This window comes from Pseudomonas sp. LS44, from assembly GCF_024730785.1.
Taxonomy (GTDB): domain Bacteria; phylum Pseudomonadota; class Gammaproteobacteria; order Pseudomonadales; family Pseudomonadaceae; genus Aquipseudomonas.
Genome location: NZ_CP102830.1, coordinates 4,079,082 through 4,097,983 on the forward strand (window position 1 = coordinate 4,079,082; position 18,902 = coordinate 4,097,983).

Genomic DNA, 18,902 nt, shown 5'->3' on the forward strand with positions numbered 1-18,902 from the left:
ACCGCGTTTCGCCGTGACTCGGGACTCTCTGTAGGAGCGCCCGGAAGGTCTATTGCACCAACAAAAACGCCGCCTACCTCGCGGTAGGCGGCGTTTCGAGTCGACCCGCGTAAGGCTTAGTAGCCCAGTGCGAAATCTTCTTCGGCCATTTCCATCAGGTTGCTGGCACCCGACAGCATGGTTTCCACATGCGCGCGGGTCCGCGGCAGGATACGCGCGAAGTAGAAGCGCGCGGTCTGCAGCTTGGCCTTGTAGAACGCCGCGTCTTCGCTGCCGGCGGCCAGCTTCTCAGCAGCCACGCGCGCCATGTCGGCCCAGAAGTAGGCCAGGCAAACGTAGCCGGAGTACATCAGGTAATCCACCGAAGCGGCGCCGGCCTCTTCGTGGTCCTTCATCGTGGCCATGCCGATCTTCATGGTCAGCTCGCCCCACTCTTTGTTCAGCTGGGCCAGTTGCGCGACGTAGCCCTGCACGGCTTCGTTGCCTTCGTTGGCCTGGCAGAACTTGTGGATGATCTTGGTGAAGCCTTTCAGCGCAGCGCCCTGGGTCCCCAGGACTTTACGCCCGAGCAGGTCGATCGCCTGCACGCCGGTGGTGCCTTCGTACAACATGGAAATCCGCGCATCGCGAACGTTCTGTTCCATGCCGTGCTCGGCGATGAAGCCGTGACCACCAAAGATCTGCACGCCGTGGTTGGCCGATTCGAAACCGACTTCGGTCATGAACGCCTTAGCGATCGGGGTGAGGAACGCCAGCAGCGCATCGGCGGCTTTGCGCTCTTCTTCATTCTGGCTGCGCTGAACGATGTCGACCTGCTTGGCGGTGAAGTACACCATCGCGCGGTTACCTTCGGCGAAGGCCTTCATGGTCAGCAGCATGCGGCGCACGTCCGGATGCACGATGATCGGGTCAGCGGGTTTGTCCGGTGCTTTCGGGCCAGTCAGCGAACGCATCTGCAGACGCTCGCGAGCGTACTTGATGCCACCCTGGAAACCGATTTCGGCGTGGGCCAGGCCTTGCAGCGCGGTACCCAGGCGAGCGGTATTCATGAAGGTGAACATGCAGTTCAGACCCTTGTTCGCCGGACCGATCAACCAACCGGTGGCGGCGTCGAAATTCATCACGCAGGTCGCATTACCGTGGATGCCCATCTTGTGCTCGAGCGAGCCACAGGACACCGGGTTGCGCTCGCCAACCGAACCGTCGGCTTGCGGCAGGAACTTCGGCACGATGAACAGCGAGATACCTTTGGTACCGGCCGGCGCATCGGGCAGACGGGCGAGGACGATATGAACGATGTTGTCGGCCATATCGTGTTCACCGGCGGAGATGAAGATCTTGGTGCCGGTAATTTTGTACGAGCCATCCGCCTGCGGCTCGGCCTTGGTGCGCAACATGCCCAGGTCGGTGCCGCAATGCGGTTCGGTCAGGCACATGGTGCCAGTCCATTCACCGGAGACCAGTTTGGTCAGGTAGGTGTGCTGCTGATCCGGGGTGCCGTGGGCGGAGATGGTGTTCATCGCGCCGTGCGACAGGCCCGGGTACATGCCCCACGACCAGTTGGCTTGGCCAACCATTTCGCTGACGGCCAGGCCCAGGGATTCCGGCAGGCCTTGGCCGCCATGTTCGACGTCATGGGCCAGGCTCGGCCAGCCGCCTTCGACGAACTGCTGATAAGCAGCCTTGAAGCCGGTCGGGGTTTTCACGCCTTCGGCGCTCCAGGTGCAACCTTCCAGATCGCCCACGCGGTTCAGCGGCGCAATCACCTGCTCACAGAACTTGGCACCTTCATCCAGGATGGCGTTGACCATGTCCGGGGTAGCGTCCTCGCAACCGGGCACGCTCTGATAGTGAGCTTCGTAGCCGAGCAGTTCGTCACGAACGAAGCGGATATCACGCAAGGGGGCCTTGTAATCAGGCATATCGATAAACCTCTAACGGTGTGTTCCTGGATGTAAAGACCTGGAGGGTCGCTTGGGTTGTGGCTCCCAACTACCAGGCAACAGAACGCGGCCCAGCAGTAAAACAGGTGTTTGAAACATACGTTTGCGTCGATTCCTTGTCAAGCATCGTCCTGCAACCGACGCGCGCGCAGTCCATGCCTTCGTACGACATTGGCTGAACGGTCAGCGGGCGAGTGAAAGTGCGAGAGCGGTCGAACGATCAGGCGTGGGTATCGAGCAACGTGCCCAGCACATCGTCGGCGGTTTGCAGCAGCTTGGCGCCCGCTTGCGCCTGCAGCGTGCCGATATCGAGTTGCACCATGGAGGTCGCCAGATCGGCGGAATCGCGAGTCGAAGATGAGTGCGGCAAAGCCGCTTGGGCGATATCCGCGGCGGCGCGCTCGGTCCGCTGGACGGCGGACTGGAAGGTATTCAAACCGGCAGTGAAGGCGCTGATCTGCATGGCATCGTTCCCGAAAAATTCTTGGCCTATGGTGAAGCAGGCCACTGGGGAAAGCGTAGCGGGAAAGCGTCGAGGCGGCGAATGGATTACGCGGTCACGCCCAGCGGACGCAGATCGAGATACGCGGCGACTGCCGCCGGAGTCGCCTGCGCCAGACGCGGCACCCGGCCCAGACACGGCGCGGGCAGGCGTTCGGCGAGACTGGCGAGGTTGTCGTCCAGCCGCGAAGTCTCGGCATCGACCACGTTGGCGACCCAGCCGGCCAGCTGCAAACCGTCGCGCAGGATCGCCTCGGCGCTGAGCAGCGCGTGGTTGATGCACCCCAGGCGCACGCCGACCACCAGGATCACCGGCAAACCGAGGCTGATCGGCAAATCGGACAGCGTGGCCTGCCCGGCCAATGGCACGCGCCACCCGCCGGCGCCCTCGACCAGAGTGAAATCGGCGCCCTTCGCCAAGATCGCCTGGACCGGACCGCGCAATGCCTCGACGCTCAGCGTCACGCCGGCCTCGCGAGCAGCCAGATGTGGCGCGATAGCCGGGGCGAAGGCCAGCGGATTGACCTCTTCGTACGCCAACGCCAGGTTGCATTCGCCGAGCAACGCCAAGGCATCGCTGTTGCGCAAACCGGCGGCGGTCATTTCGCAGCCCGACGCCACCGGCTTGGCCGCGGCGGTGCTCAACCCGGCGCACCGCGCGGCGTGCAGCAGGCCGGCGGCAATGGTGGTCTTGCCGATTTCAGTATCGGTGCCGGCGACGAAATAGGCACGACTCACAGGCTTTGCCCTCGGATGCAATACAGCCAACCGCATGGTCTTGCCGGCTCTTTAGCCAGGATCAGGGTATCGGTACCGGCGATGAAGTAGGCACGACTCACAGGCTTTGCCCTCGGGTGCAATACAACCGACCGCATGGTCTTGCCGGCTCTTTAGCCAGGATCAGGGTATCGGTACCGGCGATGAAGAAGGCGGCACTCATTTCATTCCTCCCGGCGCAGCACGCCGTAGACCACTTGATAGGTGGCCGGCAGGCCCTGCGGCTGACGGAACCGTTCGTAAGCCTCGATCAGCGCCAGAATTCGCGCACGCCCGGTCAGGCCACCGGGGCGCCCGGGATTGAGGTTGTGCGCGCCAAGCGCCTTGAGTTCATGGGTCAGGCTGCGCACATCGGGAAAATGCAGCACTTCGGCGTGCCGTTCGAGGCTCACCAGTTGCAAGCCACTGGCGTCGCACAGCGCCTGGTAATCCTCGAAGTGGCGGAAGCGGTTGACGTGGACCATGCCATCTACCGCCTGCCAGCTGTCGCGCAGCTCCTGCAAGGTGCCGACGCACAGGCTGGCGAAGGCGAACATCCCGCCCGGCTGCAAGACCCTCCGCGCCTCGCTGAGCACGGCGGCGAAATCGGCGCACCACTGCACCGCCAGACTGGAAAAGATCAGTCCGCAACTTGTTGCCCGCAGCGGCAGACGCTCGGCATCGCCGGCGATAAAGCGGGTGGCGCCGCCCAGCGGCAGCGCGTGTTGCAGCATGCCTTCGGCGATATCCAGGGCAATCCCTTCGGCCGGCGGAAAACGCTTGGCGAGGAGGCGACTGAAATGCCCGGTGCCGCAGCCCAGGTCCAACCAGCGCGACGGTTGTAGATCGGCCGACACACGTGCCAGGAGTTGGCTGCCGATCAGCCGCTGCAATTCGGCGACGCCGTCGTAGCTGGCCGCCGCGCGCGAGAACGAGGCGGCGACCTGATGTTTGTCCGGCAGGCCGCCGGCCTGTGGTGACGGCAGATGCTCAGTCATCGCCGGCCTCGGTCAGAAAAGCGTGGATCGCCGCCGCCACTTCATGGGCGCGCTCGATGACGAAGGCGTGACTGGTCTGCTCGAGCAGGCCGATTTCGGTATCCGGCAGCACCTCCAGCAACGCACCGGCCGCCTCCCCCGGCACCAGCGCATCGGCGCCGGCGAACAGGTGCAGCTGCGGCCCGTCGAAACGCTGCAAAGCGGCGCGCGTATCCAGCGCCGCCAACACATCGAGCCCGGCCACTAACGAGGTTGCTTGCGCCGCCGGCGTGGCGGCGGCAAGGCGGCGGGCAATCCCGCGCGAATCTTCCGCACCCTGCGCGCAGAGCAGGGCAAAGCGCTTCAACGTCGCCGGCGCGTCGTCGGCGCAGCCAGCGCGGAACGCCGTGAAGGTCGCGCCCGGCATAGCGCTGGGCCAGCCGTCGCGGGCGACGAAACAGGCGTTGCTGGCCAGGGTCAGCAAACCGCAGCAATGCTCGCCACGGCGTGCCGCCAACTCAGCGGCGAGCATGCCGCCGAATGACCAGCCACCGAGCCAGACGTCTTGCGGCAGGCGCGCGTCCAGCTCGTCGAGCCAATCCTGCGGATCGACCGAGGCGAGGTTCGGCAGCGCCTCGATCTGCACCCGCAGATGCTCGTCCAGGCCACTCAAGGCGACCATCAGCGGCACCAGCGGCGCAGTACCCAGGCCCCAGCCGGGAAGCAGAACCAGCCGATCACGCATCGCCGTGCTCCAGCAGCGGCCAGCATTCGGCCAGGCCTTCCAAGAGACGTTCCAGCTGCGCTTCGCTGTGCGCCGCGGACAGCGTCACCCGCAGGCGCGCGCTGCCGGCCGGCACGGTCGGTGGCCGGATCGCGCCGACCAGCAGGCCGCGCGCCTTGAGCAGCGCAGTGAGCTGCAGGGCGCGGGCGCTGTCGCCGACCAGGATCGGCTGAATAGGCGTCGGGCTGTCCATCAGGGTCAGGCCGATCTCGCTGGCGCCCTGGCGGAAGCGCGCGATCAGCTTATTCAGATGCTCGCGCCGCCAGCTTTCGCGGCGCAGCAATTCCAGGCTCTTCAACGTGGCGCAGGCCACTGCCGGCGGCTGACTGGTCGTGTAGATGTACGGGCGGGCGAACTGGATCAGCGTCTCGATCAGCTCTTCGCTGCCGGCGACGAAAGCGCCGGCGGTGCCAAAGGCTTTACCCAGGGTGCCGACCAGCACCTGTACATCATCCATTCCCAAGCCGAAGTGCTCGACGATGCCGCCGCCGTTAGCGCCCACCGGACCGAAGCCGTGGGCGTCGTCGACCATCACCCAGGCGTTCTTCTGCTTGGCCGCCGCACAGAGTGCCGGCAGGTCGGCGAGGTCGCCGTCCATACTGAACACCCCATCGGTCACCACCAGGGTATTGCCGGTGGCTTTCTCCAGACGGCTGGCGAGGCTGGCCGCGTCGTTGTGCAGGTAGCGCGAGAACCGCGCGCCGGAGAGCAGGCCGGCATCGAGCAGCGAGGCGTGGTTGAGGCGGTCTTCCAGCACCGTGTCGCCCTGGCCGACCAGTGCGGTGACAGCCGCGAGGTTGGCCATATAGCCGGTGGAAAACAGCAGTGCGCGCGGCCGCCCGGTGAACTCGGCGAGCGCTTCTTCCAGCTGGTGATGCGGCGAGCTGTGGCCGATCACCAGATGCGCGGAACCGCCGCCGACGCCCCACTTGTCGACGCCCTCGCGCATCGCCCGAATCACCTCGGGATGATTGGCCATGCCGAGGTAATCATTGGAGCAGAAGGCCAGCAACGGCTTGCCGTCGACCATCACTTCTGGAGCTTGCGGGCTGTCCAGCAGCGGGCGCTGGCGATAGAGGTGCGCCGCGCGACGTTCGGCGAGGCGGGAGGTGAGATCAAAAGGCATGGGCAATACCTTGTAGGAGCCAGCTTGCTGGCGATCCACGGATCGTCAGATCGCCAGCAAGCTGGCTCCTACAACAAAAAGCAGATCAGGCCGAAGTGGCGTCGTAGAACAGCTTGGAGTCGCGCTGTTCGACCAGCGCCTGCTCGATGGCCGCCTGGTGCACTTCGTCGGCGTGCTCTTCGCGCTCTTCCGGCTTGATGCCGAGGCGGGCGAACAGTTGCATATCCTTGTCGGCCTGCGGGTTGGCGGTGGTCAGCAGTTTCTCGCCGTAGAAAATCGAGTTGGCGCCGGCGAAGAAGGCCAGGGCCTGCATCTGCTCATTCATCTGCTCGCGGCCGGCGGATAGGCGCACGTGGGATTTCGGCATCATGATCCGCGCCACGGCCAGGGTGCGGATGAAGTCGAACGGATCGACGTCCTGCTCCTTCTCTAGCGGCGTGCCCTTGACCTTGACCAGCATGTTGATCGGTACCGACTCCGGGTGGTCCGGCAGGTTGGCCAGCTGGATCAGCAGGCCGGCGCGGTCGTCGACCGACTCGCCCATGCCGAGGATGCCGCCGGAGCAGATCTTCATCCCCGACTCACGCACATATGCCAGGGTCTGCAGGCGCTCGGAGTAGGTGCGGGTGGTGATGATGTTGCCGTAGAACTCCGGCGAGGTATCGAGATTGTGGTTGTAGTAGTCGAGGCCGGCATCGGCCAGCGCCGCGGTCTGATCCTGATCGAGTCGACCGAGGGTCATGCAGGTTTCCAGGCCGAGCTTCTTGACGCCTTTGACCATCTCCAGCACGTAGGGCATGTCCTTGGCGGACGGATGCTTCCACGCCGCGCCCATGCAGAAACGGGTCGAACCGATGGCCTTGGCCTCGGCAGCCGCCTGCAGGACCTTCTGCACTTCCATCAACTTCTCTTTTTCCAGCCCGGTGTTGTAGTGGCCGGACTGCGGGCAGTACTTGCAGTCTTCCGGGCAGGCGCCGGTCTTGATCGACAACAGGGTCGAGACCTGTACGCGATTGGCGTCGAAATGCGCACGGTGCATGGTCTGCGCCTGGAACAGCAGATCGTTGAACGGCTGCTCGAACAGGGCTTTGACGTCGGCGAGGGTCCAGTCGTGGCGGGTGGCCAGGGAAACGGATGCATTCATTCGGTCATTCTCTTTTTGTTGGCTCGCACCCGACTGCTAGAGTCGACCGGCACGACACGGATGTGCGGATATTTAGGGAAGCCAAATGCGCTGTCAACCAGAACGCGGACACCTGGTTTACATCTGGACAAAAAACAATCAATTCTGCGCATTATGCGACGAACCGTCAGGGGTCGAGCGGGACTTATGCGGCCCCTGCGAAGACGAACTGCCGTGGTTGCATGACCAATGCAGCATCTGCGCCCTGCCCCTGTTGGTCGACGGAATGGCCTGCGGCGAATGCCTGCAACGGCCGCCTGCCTTCACCCGAGTGGAAACGCCCTGGCGCTATGACTTCCCGCTCGATGCTCTGGTCACACGCTTCAAGCACCAGGGCAAATGGCCGCTCGGCCGCTTGCTCGCCGATGGCCTGGCCCGCCACCTGTTGCACGCTTACGGTGAAGGCCTGCCACGCCCGGACTGCCTGTTGCCGGTGCCGCTGGCCAAGCGACGCCTGCGTCAGCGCGGCTTCAACCAGGCGACGTTACTGGCCCGCTGGCTGGGCGCGCAGCTACAGCTGCCCGTCGACGAACAGCTACTCCGACGTACGCTGGAAACCCCGCCCCAGCAGGATCTGGATGCCGCCACCCGGCAGCGCAACCTGCGCAAGGCGTTCGCCCTGAGCCATCAGGTCGAGCTGCGCGGCCGGCATGTGGCGCTGGTCGACGATGTACTGACCACCGGCGCCACCACGCAGAGCCTGGCGCGCTTACTGCGCAAGGCCGGCGCGGCGCGGGTCGATGTGTATTGTCTGGCGCGCACGGCCAAACCCGGCGATTGAAGGCGGGGCGATTGACGCCTGGGGCGATTCCGGCAACCCTCGACGGCTACTTCCTCGGTTATCGACATTGCTGCCATGTCCGTCCTCACCACCCTCGCCCAGCACATCAGCCGCCGTCCGCAACGCATGGCGCTGCTCGAACAGATCGCCGTGCAAGGCTCGATCACCCGCGCGGCCAAGGCCGCCGGGCTGAGTTACAAGGCGGCCTGGGACGCCATCGACGAACTCAACAACCTGGCGGAACAGCCGCTGGTCGAGCGCACCGTGGGTGGCCGTGGCGGTGGTGGCGCGCGCCTGTCGGCGGAAGGCGAACGCCTGCTGGCCCTCTATCAGCGCCTGGAAGCCTTGCGGGCGCAGGTGCTGCAGGCCGCCGAGAGTGATGCCGACCTGCAAGTACTCGGGCGACTGATGCTCAAGACCAGCGCGCGCAACCAACTCAGCGGCCGGGTCAGCGCGATTCGCGCGCAAGGCCGCAACGACCTGATCGACATAGAACTGCCTGGCGGTCTGCGCCTCACCGCGCAGATCACCCATCACAGCACCGAGCGCCTTGAGTTGCAGGCCGAGTCCACCGTGGTCGCGCTGATCAAGGCCGGCTGGGTCACGCTGCAACCGCTGAGCGCCACAGCGCCGGCCGAACTCAACCAGCTGCAGGGGCGGATCGACGAGATCACCGCCGATCCCGAGGGGCCCAGCGAGGTGCGCATCGGCCTGCCCAGCGGGCAGACCCTGTACGCCTTGATCGAGGCCGGACGGCTGGCCGGCTTCGGTTTGCAGCTCGGCGATCCGGTGCGCGCCCTGTTTGCCTCGGGCCAGGTATTGCTCGGCACCCAGCTCTAGAACCGCGCGCGACGGCTGCGCAAGCCTGGACGCGAGCGGCGTGCGATGCGCGTACACTGGGGCGCCCCACGCTGCGGAATCGCCCGATGCCTCATCCATTTGCCGCCCTGACGCCTGACCTGGTGCTCGATGCCGTCGAGAGCCTGGGCTTCGTCAGCGACGCCCGCGTGCTGGCCCTGAACAGTTACGAAAACCGCGTCTACCAGGTGGGCATCGACGAAAGCCAGCCGCTGATCGCCAAGTTCTATCGGCCGCAGCGCTGGAGCGATGCGGCGATCCGCGAGGAACATCAGTTCAGCTTCGAGCTGGCCGAGTGCGACGTGCCGGTGGTGGCGCCGCTACTGCGCGACGGCGAGAGCCTGTTCGAACACGCCGGCTTTCGTTTCGCGCTCTTCCCCCGGCGTGGCGGGCGGGCGCCGGAGCCCGGCAATCTCGACCAGTTGTATCGCCTCGGCCAATTGCTCGGCCGTGCGCACGCGGTCGGTGCCAGCCGGCCGTTCCAGCACCGCGAAGCGCTGGCGGTGCAGAACTTCGGCCACGACTCGCTGGCCACTCTGCTGGATGGCGGCTTCATCCCACGCAGCCTGTTGCCAGCCTACGAGTCGGTGGCGCGCGATCTGCTCGGCAAAGTCGAAGCGCTGTACGCGCGCAGCACCTTCACCAGCATCCGCCTGCATGGCGACTGCCATCCCGGCAACCTGCTGTGCCGAGACGACACCTTCCATATCGTCGACCTCGACGACTGCCGCATGGGCCCAGCGGTACAGGACTTGTGGATGATGCTCGCCGGCGACCGCCACGAGCGCTTGTCGCAGGTCGCCGAGCTGATTGATGGCTATCAGGAATTCCACGATTTCGAGTCACGCCAGCTACCGCTGATCGAGGGGCTGCGCGCCTTGCGCCTGATGCATTACAGCGCCTGGTTGGCGCGCCGCTGGGACGACCCGGCCTTCCCCATGAGCTTTCCCTGGTTCGGCAGCGAGCGCTACTGGGGTGAGCAGATTCTGGTTCTACGTGAGCAGATGGCGGCTCTCGACGAAGAGCCGCTGCGGCTGTTTTAAGGGCGCCATTAGCGGACAGGCGAGCTAACCTTGTTAGTCTCACCCGCTCCGCCGGAGGAGCTCATCATGACCAGACTAATGCTCGCGGCCGTCGGCATTCTCGCCGCTACGGCCGGCTGCGCCGCCAGTGAAACCTACCAGACCTTCGCCGACCAGCCGCTGGTCGCCCAGGTCCACAAGGGCATGAGCCAGCAAGAGGTACAGAATATCGCCGGGGTGCCGACCGCGACCCAGGAGCGCGGCGCCGATCCGGGCAGCTGCAACGACTACCTGCTCAGCAAGGCCGGGCGCCAGCAGGCCTACCACGTCAGTTTCGATGAGACCGGGCGGGTCGACCACACCGGCTTCCAGAGCTGCAGCGAGCGCGAGAGCGAGGAGCGCGCCCGCGCCAGCGGCGGCTACGGCGGCATGGGTGGCGGCGGCGGTTACTAGCGCCGCGCCAGGCGACCCGCATGACCCGCGCCACGTTCCGCTTCTACGAGGAACTCAACGACTTCCTCCCGGCCGAACGCCGGCGCCAGGCGTTCACCTGCATCTGCGCGCGGGCGGCGACGGTCAAGCACATGATCGAGGCGCTCGGCGTGCCGCACACCGAGGTCGAGTTGGTGCTGGTCGACGGTGAGTCGGTGGGCTTCGAGCGCCTGCTGTACGACGGCGACCGCGTCGCCGTCTACCCCAAGTTCGAGGCCCTGGACATCAGCCCGCTGCTGCGGGTGCGCGGCCTGCGCTTCGTCGCCGACGCGCAACTCGGCGGCCTCGCCCACCTGCTGCGCATGAGCGGCTTCGACACCCTCTACGACAACCACTTCGCCGACGAGCAGATCGCCGCCATCGCCGAGCAGCAGGGGCGCATCGTCCTGACCCGCGACCGCGAGCTGCTCAAGCGGCGGATCATCAGCCACGGCTGCTACGTGCATGCGCTGAAGCCGGCGCAGCAGCTGCGCGAGCTGTTCGAGCGCCTGGACCTGGCACGCAGCGCGCGGCCGTTCAGCCTGTGCCTGCATTGCAACCTGCCACTGCACAGCATCGACAAGGAGGAAGCCGCCGAACGCCTGCCGAGCCGGCTCTGCGCCTGCTACTCGCGCTTCTACACCTGCGACGCCTGCCACCGGCTGTTCTGGGAAGGCAGCCACTGGCGCAGTATGGTCGCCCTGCTGGGGCCGCTGCTGGACGACCGTTAGCCGGCCCGCAGGCCCTTCTCGCGCAACCAGGCGGGATTGAACAGACGCTGGAAATACAGACCGCCGCGGTCGCACAGCAGGGTCACCACGGTATGCCCGGGGCCCAGCTCGCGCGCGACCTGCACGGCGGCGGCGACGTTGATCCCCGAGGAGCTGCCGAGGCACAGGCCCTCTTCGCGCAGCAGGTGGTAGACCATGTCCACACAGCACTGGTCGTCGACCTGCACGGCGGCGTCGATCGGCGTGCCCTCGAGGTTGGCGGTGATCCGCGTGGTGCCGATGCCCTCGGTGATCGAACTGCCCTCGGCCGCCAGCTCGCCACACTGCACCCAGTGGTAGAGCGCACTGCCCATGGGGTCGGCGAGGACGATGCGCAGCGCCGGGTTCTGCGCCTTGAGATAGCGGGCGACGCCGGCCAAGGTGCCGCCGGTGCCGGTGGCGCAGACGAAGGCATCGAGCCGGCCGCCGGTGTCGCGCCAGAGCTCCGGGCCGGTGGTCTCGTAGTGCGCCTGGCGGTTGGCGAGGTTGTCGAACTGGTTGGCCCAGATCGCGCCCGGCAGTTCGGCGGCCAGGCGGCCGGCGATCTTCTGGTAATTATCCGGGTCGCGGTAGGGCTTGGCCGGCACTGAGCGCACCTCGGCGCCGAGCACGCGCAACAGCTCGAGCTTCTCCGGCGACTGGTTGTCGGGAATCACGATGATGCAGCGGTAGCCGCGCGCCGCGCTGATGTGCGCGAGGCCGATGCCGGTGTTGCCGGCGGTGCCCTCGACTATGGTGCCACCGGCCTGCAGGCTGCCACGGCGCTCGGCGTCGCGGACGATGTACAGCGCCGCGCGGTCCTTGACCGAACCGCCGGGGTTGAGGAACTCCGCCTTGCCGAGGATTTCGCAGCCGGTCTCGGCGCTCAGCTTGCCGAGGCGGATCAGCGGGGTGTTGCCGATGCTGCCGATGAAGCCGTCCTGAATAGGCATTGCGCACCTCCCCCCGTGCGGGGCGGGAAAGGCTGGACTCACCGTTTCAGTCTAGCCCCGCGCTCCATTCGGAGCGCTGAGTACCAGTTAAGTGTTGCGCCCAGCTTTTGTGGGTTAGCCGCGTAACGGCGTAACCCACCATCCATGCCACCATGGACACCGGCGTCCTGCAGGGGCGGTGGGTTACGCCTATGGCTAACCCATCCGAATCGTCGCACTGCCTTCGCTCGGCGACTTTCCGTACAGCACCTAACAGCCGTCCGCCTGCAGCCGCGCCGCATGCTCGAGGAACACCGCGACCGGGTCGGCACCCAAGCCGACCAGGCCGTGGCTCTGATTGACGATGTCGAGGTGGTCGAACGGGTAGTCATCGCGGATCACCCTTCCGAGGTGCGAGCTGTAGCGTCCGACCATGCCGTCGCACTGCCCGGCCTCGCGCACGAAGCTGCGGGCGAACAGGCGGCAGAAGCGGTTGGACAGGTCGAAGCGGTTGCCGCCGCGGTCGCTCAACCCCGGCTGCAGGGTGCCGGACCAGGAGTAGTAGCGCACGCCCTGCACCTCGGCGGGCCCCTCGCCGCCCCACCGCGCGGGCAGGCCCTGCGGAAACTCTTGGTTGAAGGCCGCCACCCCGGCGGTGGTCAGCGACTGGTGCGCGGCGCGGCTGTCCAGCGGCAGGGGCGGCCCGCGGTAGCCGCGCTCCAGCCAGGCCAGCAGGCGGGCGATGCCGTGCATCAGCAGGCCGATCAGACGCTCGCGCCAGCTGCCGGGCGGCGCCTGGCGGTACAGGTAATCGGCCAGCTCCGAGCCATGATTGGGGCCGGCCACCGAGGTCACCGAGGCCACCCAGTCGGGACGCAGCGCGGCCACGTAGCGGGCGGTCAACGCGCCCTGGCTGTGGCCGAGCAGATTGACCTTTGCGGCACCGGTCTGGCTGCGGATGCGCTCCACTTCGCGCAGCAGCTGCTCGCCGCACACCTCGCTGGTATGCAGCGCGGAGACGGCCACCGGATGCACGCTGGCGCCGCGTCGGCGCAAGGCCGACTCGATGCCGTACCAGTAGGGATAATCCGGCAAGCGGATGAAACCGAGCAGGCCAGGGACCAACACCAGGGGATACCGCGGGTTCGCTAACGATGACGACATAGGACATCCTCGCAGAGCCGCGGACGCTGAGCGGGCGCGCGCTGGCACCGTGAATGTAGCAGCGGCGCACGGCATCCGTTGCGCGTCGGGCGGCACACGCGAAGCGAACTCCCGCCGCCTGCCAGTGTCCTCAACTAGGCTTGTTCAACCGTGCGGAGCACCGTGACGGACAGCTCCTCCAGGGTTTCAACGCGGGGTAATCCTCGCCCTCATGACAAGGAAAGACAGCATGTATAAGCACACTCTTGCAGTGATTACCGTACTGGCCACCATGGCTGGCTGCGCCGGCAAACCGGAGAACCCGGTGGACTACGTGACCTATCGCGACGCGCCGCTGGTCAAGCAGGTCGAGGACGGCATGAGCAAACACCAAGTGCTGAGCATTGCCGGCACGCCCTCCAGCGAAGTGCCGCGCACCGTGCATCCGGGCTCCTGCAACAACTACATCCTCAACAAGGAAGGTCACCAGCAGGCCTACTACGTCACCTTCGACTCGGCTGGCAAGGTCGACAGCAAGGGGTTCATGACCTGCGAGCAACATGAAATCAATCAACGCGAAGAGGACAAGCTCTACTGAGCCTGATCGGTGGGTTACGCCTATGGCTAACCCACCCTACGGATCGCCCTCTCCTCGTTGGGGAGAGGGTTCTGTCCGCGTGGCCTGTCTGTGCCACGGGAATCAACGCAAAGGCCTAAATGAACGGCATTACGGCACTTGCCGGGCTTTTCCATGACCATCGGTTCGCGTTGCGCGGCGCTTTTGTAGGGTGGGTTAGCCGCGTAGCGGCGTAACCCACCAGCAGTGCCGACCTGACCTGAGCCCGCCGAGCAGGCACAGCCGGTTCAGCGCGACGGCTGCGCCTTCTCCACCTTCTGCAAGCGCTGCAACAGTGGCGCGCATTGGTTCGGCTGATCGCTGCCGCTCGGGGCAACCAGCGCCAGCAAGCCGGCCGCCGGCGCCACCATCGCCCCCAACACCACCAGCCCGGCACCACGCGCCAACAACGGCAAGGTTTGCACCCCGGCTTCCGGCGACTTGAAGGTGCCGCGCACATACAGCGGCGAGCGCAGCGAGATGATCCGCACGCCTTTCGATTCCGGACGCACGCGCAGGTCCAGTTGCTCGGTCTTGAGGTTCGCCGAGCCGTCGACGTGGATGACCGCGTTCTCGGTGTCGAACACCATCAACCATGGACTCAGCAACCCGTCCTTGATGCCCACATCGGCCACCGCGCAATTGATCCGCACCGGCTTGTCGCCGAACATTTTTCCCAGCAGATAGTTGCCGACGTTGAGCCCGGCGATTTCCATCAGATCGCGGCTCACCGCACCATCGTTGATCAGCAGTTTGAGGTCGCCGTTGGCGCTGCCGAGCAGTGCCGCCACCGAATTGCCGCGCCCGCGGAGGTCCACATCGCCATTCAGCGCACCGAGACTGGTGCGCATCGGTTCGAAGCCCGGAAACAGCTGCTTCAGCTTGAACTCACGGGCCTGCACCTGCGCGCGGCCCTGCAACGGCGTCACCCCGCCGTTGAGCTGGATGCGCGCCTCCAGCCGGCCACCGGCCATCGAGAAGCGCAACGGTTCGAGACTCAGCTGGCCGTCGTTGAGCAGCAGATGGGTGGACAGATTGTCGATCGGCAGCTTGGCGCTGTGCACGATGCGCTTGCCGGTGAAACTGACGTCAGCATCCATCGCCCGCCAACGCTCGGTGCGAAATGCCTCGACCGGCAGCACCTTGTCGGCCGGCTGGCGATTGGCGACGCCGCGCTGCTGCTTGTCGGCATTCGAATCGGCGCCGATCAGCGGGGCGAGGTCGGCGAACAGCAGCTGATTAGAGGTCAGCGTCCCAGATAGCTTGGGCCGCGGCTGGCGGGCGACGAAGGTCAGATCGCCATGGATATCACTGGCGCCGATCGTCCCGTTGAATTTCTCATAACGAAACAGCGCGCCACCGGGCTCGTGCAGCTGCGCGAGCAGATGGCCATCGGTGGCATATGCCGGGGTCTCCGGCAGCGTCACGCCCGTCAGCGGATACAACTGAGCCAAGCTGCGGCCGCTGAGTTGCAGGCGCAGATCGAGGCTACCGAGGTTCTGCGGATCACGCAGGATGCCGGCGAGCACGATACGCGTGGTGCCGATGCGCACGTCGGCCTGCACCGGAAACGGCTGACTGGCGTCATGCAGGGCCAGCAGGCCGCCGACCTTGCCAGCGCCACTCAGCGCCTGACGCTGGTAATGGCCCTTGAGTTGCCAGGCGAAGGCATAAGCTTGCGGCGCGATGCCGGCGGTATCCGCCCGCGCGGCGACCTTGGCGCCGACTAGCTGCTTGAACGGGATCGGCTCGCCGAGCGGCTCGACACGCAGATCGAGCTGGCTTTCCAGCTTGCGGTCGTCGAGATGAATCAAGCCCTGGTCGAAGCCGATCACGCCAATATCCAGGGTCCACGGGCTGGGCTCCTGATCCTCCGGCTCCCGAGCGCCAAGGTCGAAGGTCCAGGTATTGCGGCCATCGGCCAAGCGCTCGAAATTGGCCGCTGCCTCGCTGAGCTGAATGCTTGGGATACTCAACTGCCTCCACAGCAGCGGTAGCAGTGCCAGGCGTGCCTCGACCCGTTTGAGGGTGACGAACTGCTTGCTCTTGGCCCAGCTCGGATTGCCCAGGGTCAGATCCTCGGCGATCACATGCGGCCAGGGCAGCAGCGCGTTCCAGCCGCCACTCTGCGGCTCGCGGCGCCAGACCACAGTCAGGTTGCCATTGATGGCGAAGGGCCGATCGAGGGCGATCGAGGCCTTTTCATTGATGGTCGGCTTGAGCCGATTCCAGTCGAGGGTGGCGATCACGATCGCCAGGATCACCAGCAGTAAAACCAGCACGGCAACACTGCGGCCGAGCACGCGACGGACACTCATCCGCACTTCTCCTTCTCGGCGGCCGAAAATGGGTAGGCCGCTGGGTACGTCACCTTAACCGACGGCAAATACGGACAATGATTCCCCGCGAGATAGAGCCTGCGGTGGAACAATCAACTTCATCGATAGTTACCATTATCCAGATGAACTTTTATATCAAATTCGTCCGAATACTATAGGCCCCGTAGCCCTTCAACCGCCCGGAGCCTTCCTATGAAAAGCCCTATTTTTGCCACTCTGATCCTCGCCGGCCTGACTTCCAACGCCTTAGCCCTGCCCGCCGATGACCATCCGCAACCACCCGAAATGCGCCAGCCCAGCGCCGAAGTGATGGTCGCCGGTGATGGCTTCGAACGTACCGGCGGTAAAGCCGCATCGGACTTGCGCGACGATCTGCAGCGCCTCGAAGTCGCCGGCGATGGTTTCCAACGTACCGGCGGCAAAGTCGAGCCGAACCTGCGCCGCGCTGGGCAACCTCTCGAAGTTGCGCAGAGTGCCTGAACCGTCCGCGGCGCAGCACTGCCGCCTTATTCGCCCCGCCAAGCCCGATGCAGAACCCTGTGCATTGGGCTTTTTTCTGGCCTAAATGCACCACTAAAGCGCACCAATTTAACTCGCGCACCACGAAGTTCCCGCTCTGCGCCCCATCCGCTGGCATGCCAGGCGTAGATCGCCGGCAAACCGCGTGTTGCCAAGCCTTGGCAAGCGCCTTGCTCTAGTCCGGACATAACACTGTCTGGAGCCAACTGATGGCCGGGAAAAACCCATGCTGGTGATTCACCAGCGCATCGCCGCGCAAACTGCCTGGGACGCCGAACTGCACCTCAGCTTCGAGGCACGCAGCAAAAGCCGCCTGCGCTGCTTCAGCGCCACGGGCGAAGACATCGGCTTGTTCCTCGAACGCGGCCAGACACCGCTGTATGACGGCGAATGCCTGCGCGCCGAGGATGGCCGCGTGGTGCGCGTCTGCGCGCTGGCCGAGCAACTGCTGCACGTCACCTGCCGCAGCGCCTTCGAGCTGACCCGCGCCGCCTATCACCTGGGTAATCGCCACGTCGCCCTGCAGCTTGGCGACGGCTGGCTGCGCCTGCTCGACGACTACGTGCTCAAGGCCATGCTCGAGCAGCTCGGTGCGCAGGTAGAGGCCATTCAGGCGCCGTTCCAACCGGAGCATGGCGCCTACGGTGGCGGCCATCACCACTCCCACGCCGGCGAAGCCGAGTTCAGCTATGCGCCGCGTCTACATCAATTCGGCGTGCGCAAATGAACGCCAATCTGGCGCCATTCGCGGGTGCCTGGCAGTTGTTGCGCCTGGCCAGTCCGCAGTTGCCGATTGGCGGGTTCAGCTATTCGCAAGGCCTGGAAATGGCCGTGGAACAGGGCCTGGTGAGCGATTCACCGAGCGCCGCGCGCTGGATCGCCGACCAGCTGCTGCTCAACCTGGCGCGCTTCGAAGCGCCGCTGCTGCTGGCGCTGTGTCAGGCCGCCGCCGCCAGCGAGTGGGAGCGGCTCGAACAACTCGCCGCCGAGCAGCGCAGCAGCCGGGAAACCCGCGAGTTGCAGCAGGAAAGCCGGCAGATGGGCTACTCGTTGCAGCAATTGCTGGAAGGTCTGCCCGAGCTGGACGACGAATGCCGCGCCCTGTTCGCCCGCCAACCCACGCCGAGCCTGGCCCTGGGCTGGGCACTGGCGGCACGCGCCTGGACCATCGCGCCGCAGGAGGCTCTGGCGGCCTGGTTATGGGGCTGGCTGGAGAACCAGTTGGCGGTGCTGATGAAAACCCTGCCGCTCGGCCAGCAAGCCGCGCAGCGCCTGACCTCCGAGCTGTTGCCGACGCTCGCCACAGCGCAGCGTCTGGCCACCGATACGCATCCCGAACACTGGGGCAGCGCCGCCTTCGGCCTGGCGCTGACGAGCATGGCGCACGAGCGTCAGTACAGCCGGCTGTTTCGCTCGTAAAGCGCAAAAACCCAGAAACCCGATTAGCCAACAAGCGGCGACTGTCCGCCTTGAACATGGAGTAACCCGCGATATGAACAGCCAACCCCTGCGCGTCGGCATTGGCGGCCCGGTCGGTTCCGGCAAGACCGCGCTGACCCTGGCGCTGTGCCTGGCGCTGCGCGAGCGCTACAACCTGGCAGTGGTGACCAACGATATCTACACCCAGGAAGATGCGCAGTTCCTGGTGCGCAACGAAGCGCTGGCGCCGGAGCGGATCATCGGCGTGGAAACCGGTGGCTGCCCGCACACGGCGATCCGCGAGGACGCCTCGATCAACCTCGAAGCGGTCGACCAGCTCAATCGGCGCTTCCCCGGCCTCGAGCTGATCATCGTCGAATCCGGCGGCGACAACCTGTCCGCCACCTTCAGCCCGGAACTCTCCGACCTGACCATCTATGTGATCGACGTGTCGGCCGGCGACAAGCTGCCGCGCAAGGGCGGCCCGGGCATCTGCAAGTCCGACCTGCTGGTGATCAACAAGATCGACCTGGCGCCGCTGGTCGGTGCCTCGCTGGAGGTCATGGACCGCGATGCGAAGAAGATGCGCGGCGACAAGCCGTTCGTGTTCAGCAACCAGAAAGTCGGCCAGGGTCTCGACCAGATCATCGCCTTCATCGAACGCCACGGCATGCTCAACGCCGCATGAGGGGCGAATCCTCTCGGCAAGCCTGTGCATAACCTCCCCTCTCCCGCCTTTCTTTATGAAGAGCAGGAGAGGGACCGGGGGAGAGGGTCCCGCCC

20 protein-coding genes are annotated in these 18,902 nt (G+C 65.6%); 10 read left to right on the top strand and 10 right to left on the bottom strand.

Going from position 1 to position 18,902, the window contains the following annotated elements; all coding sequences use genetic code 11:
- Positions 1–116: 116 nt before the first annotated feature.
- The 7 genes from NVV93_RS18320 to bioB form a co-directional block, all read right to left on the bottom strand.
- The gene (locus NVV93_RS18320) at positions 117–1,922 is read right to left on the bottom strand and encodes a phenylacyl-CoA dehydrogenase (RefSeq protein WP_258252091.1); all 1,806 of its coding nucleotides are present in this window, start codon (positions 1,920–1,922) and stop codon (positions 117–119) included.
- Between the two features lie 241 nt (positions 1,923–2,163).
- Positions 2,164–2,406, bottom strand: coding sequence for a hypothetical protein (locus tag NVV93_RS18325; RefSeq protein WP_258252092.1), 243 nt, complete (start codon positions 2,404–2,406; stop codon positions 2,164–2,166).
- Between the two features lie 86 nt (positions 2,407–2,492).
- Complete coding sequence (gene bioD / locus NVV93_RS18330; RefSeq protein ID WP_258252093.1) at positions 2,493–3,218, bottom strand: dethiobiotin synthase; 726 nt, start codon at positions 3,216–3,218, stop codon at positions 2,493–2,495.
- A gap of 167 nt (positions 3,219–3,385) precedes the next feature.
- Positions 3,386–4,198: a malonyl-ACP O-methyltransferase BioC gene (gene bioC / locus NVV93_RS18335; protein WP_258252094.1), complete on the bottom strand. Its 813-nt coding sequence runs from the start codon at positions 4,196–4,198 to the stop codon at positions 3,386–3,388.
- A complete protein-coding gene (locus NVV93_RS18340) occupies positions 4,191–4,922 on the bottom strand; it encodes an alpha/beta fold hydrolase (protein WP_258252095.1) in 732 nt (243 codons plus the stop codon). The genes bioC and NVV93_RS18340 overlap by 8 nt, the downstream gene beginning before the upstream one ends.
- Entirely contained in the window at positions 4,915–6,087 is a 1,173-nt protein-coding gene (gene bioF / locus NVV93_RS18345) for an 8-amino-7-oxononanoate synthase (RefSeq protein ID WP_258252096.1), read from the bottom strand. Before bioF ends, NVV93_RS18340 begins: the two co-directional genes overlap by 8 nt.
- A gap of 85 nt (positions 6,088–6,172) precedes the next feature.
- Positions 6,173–7,231, bottom strand: a complete 1,059-nt coding sequence (gene bioB, locus NVV93_RS18350) for a biotin synthase BioB (protein ID WP_258252097.1) — start codon at positions 7,229–7,231, stop codon at positions 6,173–6,175.
- Between the two features lie 85 nt (positions 7,232–7,316).
- Here bioB and NVV93_RS18355 point away from each other — a divergent pair, with 85 nt between their 5' ends.
- The 5 genes from NVV93_RS18355 (at position 7,317) to NVV93_RS18375 (ending at position 11,133) form a co-directional block, all read left to right on the top strand.
- Complete coding sequence (locus NVV93_RS18355) at positions 7,317–8,051, top strand: ComF family protein (protein WP_258252098.1); 735 nt, start codon at positions 7,317–7,319, stop codon at positions 8,049–8,051.
- 75 nt (positions 8,052–8,126) lie between these two features.
- Positions 8,127–8,891 carry a TOBE domain-containing protein gene (locus NVV93_RS18360; protein ID WP_258252099.1) on the top strand — a complete coding sequence of 255 codons (765 nt, stop codon included), beginning with the start codon at positions 8,127–8,129 and terminating at the stop codon, positions 8,889–8,891.
- Between the two features lie 86 nt (positions 8,892–8,977).
- Complete coding sequence (locus NVV93_RS18365) at positions 8,978–9,952, top strand: serine/threonine protein kinase (protein WP_258252100.1); 975 nt, start codon at positions 8,978–8,980, stop codon at positions 9,950–9,952.
- Between the two features lie 66 nt (positions 9,953–10,018).
- A complete protein-coding gene (gene osmE, locus NVV93_RS18370; protein ID WP_258252101.1) occupies positions 10,019–10,384 on the top strand; it encodes an osmotically-inducible lipoprotein OsmE in 366 nt (121 codons plus the stop codon).
- Positions 10,385–10,404: 20 nt separating this feature from the next.
- The gene (locus tag NVV93_RS18375; protein WP_258252102.1) at positions 10,405–11,133 is read left to right on the top strand and encodes a Mut7-C ubiquitin/RNAse domain-containing protein; all 729 of its coding nucleotides are present in this window, start codon (positions 10,405–10,407) and stop codon (positions 11,131–11,133) included.
- Here the strand turns inward: NVV93_RS18375 and NVV93_RS18380 are convergent.
- Together NVV93_RS18380 and NVV93_RS18385 are read right to left on the bottom strand one after the other, a co-directional pair.
- Complete coding sequence (locus NVV93_RS18380) at positions 11,130–12,104, bottom strand: cysteine synthase A (protein ID WP_258252103.1); 975 nt, start codon at positions 12,102–12,104, stop codon at positions 11,130–11,132. The two genes, NVV93_RS18375 and NVV93_RS18380, sit on opposite strands and share 4 nt — an antisense overlap.
- Before the next feature lie 249 nt (positions 12,105–12,353).
- On the bottom strand, positions 12,354–13,247 hold the full coding sequence (locus NVV93_RS18385; protein WP_258252104.1) for a triacylglycerol lipase: 894 nt from the start codon (positions 13,245–13,247) through the stop codon (positions 12,354–12,356).
- Positions 13,248–13,476: 229 nt separating this feature from the next.
- On the opposite strand from NVV93_RS18385, the gene osmE (NVV93_RS18390) reads away from it, so the two are divergent.
- Complete coding sequence (osmE, locus tag NVV93_RS18390) at positions 13,477–13,824, top strand: osmotically-inducible lipoprotein OsmE (protein ID WP_258252105.1); 348 nt, start codon at positions 13,477–13,479, stop codon at positions 13,822–13,824.
- A gap of 266 nt (positions 13,825–14,090) precedes the next feature.
- On the opposite strand, the gene NVV93_RS18395 is transcribed toward osmE (NVV93_RS18390), so the two are convergent.
- Positions 14,091–16,160 (bottom strand): AsmA family protein, encoded by a 2,070-nt coding sequence (locus NVV93_RS18395; protein ID WP_258252106.1) that lies wholly within the window; start codon positions 16,158–16,160, stop codon positions 14,091–14,093.
- 213 nt (positions 16,161–16,373) lie between these two features.
- Here NVV93_RS18395 and NVV93_RS18400 point away from each other — a divergent pair, with 213 nt between their 5' ends.
- From NVV93_RS18400 to ureG, 4 genes are all read left to right on the top strand, one after another.
- Positions 16,374–16,661, top strand: coding sequence for a hypothetical protein (locus NVV93_RS18400; RefSeq protein WP_258252107.1), 288 nt, complete (start codon positions 16,374–16,376; stop codon positions 16,659–16,661).
- 265 nt (positions 16,662–16,926) lie between these two features.
- Complete coding sequence (gene ureE, locus NVV93_RS18405; RefSeq protein WP_258252108.1) at positions 16,927–17,427, top strand: urease accessory protein UreE; 501 nt, start codon at positions 16,927–16,929, stop codon at positions 17,425–17,427.
- Positions 17,424–18,119 (top strand): urease accessory protein UreF, encoded by a 696-nt coding sequence (locus NVV93_RS18410; protein ID WP_258252109.1) that lies wholly within the window; start codon positions 17,424–17,426, stop codon positions 18,117–18,119. Before ureE ends, NVV93_RS18410 begins: the two co-directional genes overlap by 4 nt.
- A gap of 73 nt (positions 18,120–18,192) precedes the next feature.
- Positions 18,193–18,807, top strand: coding sequence for an urease accessory protein UreG (ureG, locus tag NVV93_RS18415; protein ID WP_258252110.1), 615 nt, complete (start codon positions 18,193–18,195; stop codon positions 18,805–18,807).
- Positions 18,808–18,902: the final 95 nt, after the last annotated feature.

Excerpts from the sequence above, each read along its gene's own strand:
- NVV93_RS18320 (WP_258252091.1), bottom strand. The coding sequence starts at position 1,922 with ATGCCTGATTACAAGGCCCCCTTGCGTGATATCCGCTTCGTTCGTGAC.
- NVV93_RS18325 (WP_258252092.1), bottom strand. The coding sequence starts at position 2,406 with ATGCAGATCAGCGCCTTCACTGCCGGTTTGAATACCTTCCAGTCCGCC.
- bioD (WP_258252093.1), bottom strand. The coding sequence starts at position 3,218 with ATGCGGTTGGCTGTATTGCATCCGAGGGCAAAGCCTGTGAGTCGTGCC.
- bioC (WP_258252094.1), bottom strand. The coding sequence starts at position 4,198 with ATGACTGAGCATCTGCCGTCACCACAGGCCGGCGGCCTGCCGGACAAA.
- NVV93_RS18340 (WP_258252095.1), bottom strand. The coding sequence starts at position 4,922 with ATGCGTGATCGGCTGGTTCTGCTTCCCGGCTGGGGCCTGGGTACTGCG.
- bioF (WP_258252096.1), bottom strand. The coding sequence starts at position 6,087 with ATGCCTTTTGATCTCACCTCCCGCCTCGCCGAACGTCGCGCGGCGCAC.
- bioB (WP_258252097.1), bottom strand. The coding sequence starts at position 7,231 with ATGAATGCATCCGTTTCCCTGGCCACCCGCCACGACTGGACCCTCGCC.
- NVV93_RS18355 (WP_258252098.1), top strand. The coding sequence starts at position 7,317 with ATGCGCTGTCAACCAGAACGCGGACACCTGGTTTACATCTGGACAAAA.
- NVV93_RS18360 (WP_258252099.1), top strand. The coding sequence starts at position 8,127 with ATGTCCGTCCTCACCACCCTCGCCCAGCACATCAGCCGCCGTCCGCAA.
- NVV93_RS18365 (WP_258252100.1), top strand. The coding sequence starts at position 8,978 with ATGCCTCATCCATTTGCCGCCCTGACGCCTGACCTGGTGCTCGATGCC.
- osmE (WP_258252101.1), top strand. The coding sequence starts at position 10,019 with ATGACCAGACTAATGCTCGCGGCCGTCGGCATTCTCGCCGCTACGGCC.
- NVV93_RS18375 (WP_258252102.1), top strand. The coding sequence starts at position 10,405 with ATGACCCGCGCCACGTTCCGCTTCTACGAGGAACTCAACGACTTCCTC.
- NVV93_RS18380 (WP_258252103.1), bottom strand. The coding sequence starts at position 12,104 with ATGCCTATTCAGGACGGCTTCATCGGCAGCATCGGCAACACCCCGCTG.
- NVV93_RS18385 (WP_258252104.1), bottom strand. The coding sequence starts at position 13,247 with ATGTCGTCATCGTTAGCGAACCCGCGGTATCCCCTGGTGTTGGTCCCT.
- osmE (WP_258252105.1), top strand. The coding sequence starts at position 13,477 with ATGTATAAGCACACTCTTGCAGTGATTACCGTACTGGCCACCATGGCT.
- NVV93_RS18395 (WP_258252106.1), bottom strand. The coding sequence starts at position 16,160 with ATGAGTGTCCGTCGCGTGCTCGGCCGCAGTGTTGCCGTGCTGGTTTTA.
- NVV93_RS18400 (WP_258252107.1), top strand. The coding sequence starts at position 16,374 with ATGAAAAGCCCTATTTTTGCCACTCTGATCCTCGCCGGCCTGACTTCC.
- ureE (WP_258252108.1), top strand. The coding sequence starts at position 16,927 with ATGCTGGTGATTCACCAGCGCATCGCCGCGCAAACTGCCTGGGACGCC.
- NVV93_RS18410 (WP_258252109.1), top strand. The coding sequence starts at position 17,424 with ATGAACGCCAATCTGGCGCCATTCGCGGGTGCCTGGCAGTTGTTGCGC.
- ureG (WP_258252110.1), top strand. The coding sequence starts at position 18,193 with ATGAACAGCCAACCCCTGCGCGTCGGCATTGGCGGCCCGGTCGGTTCC.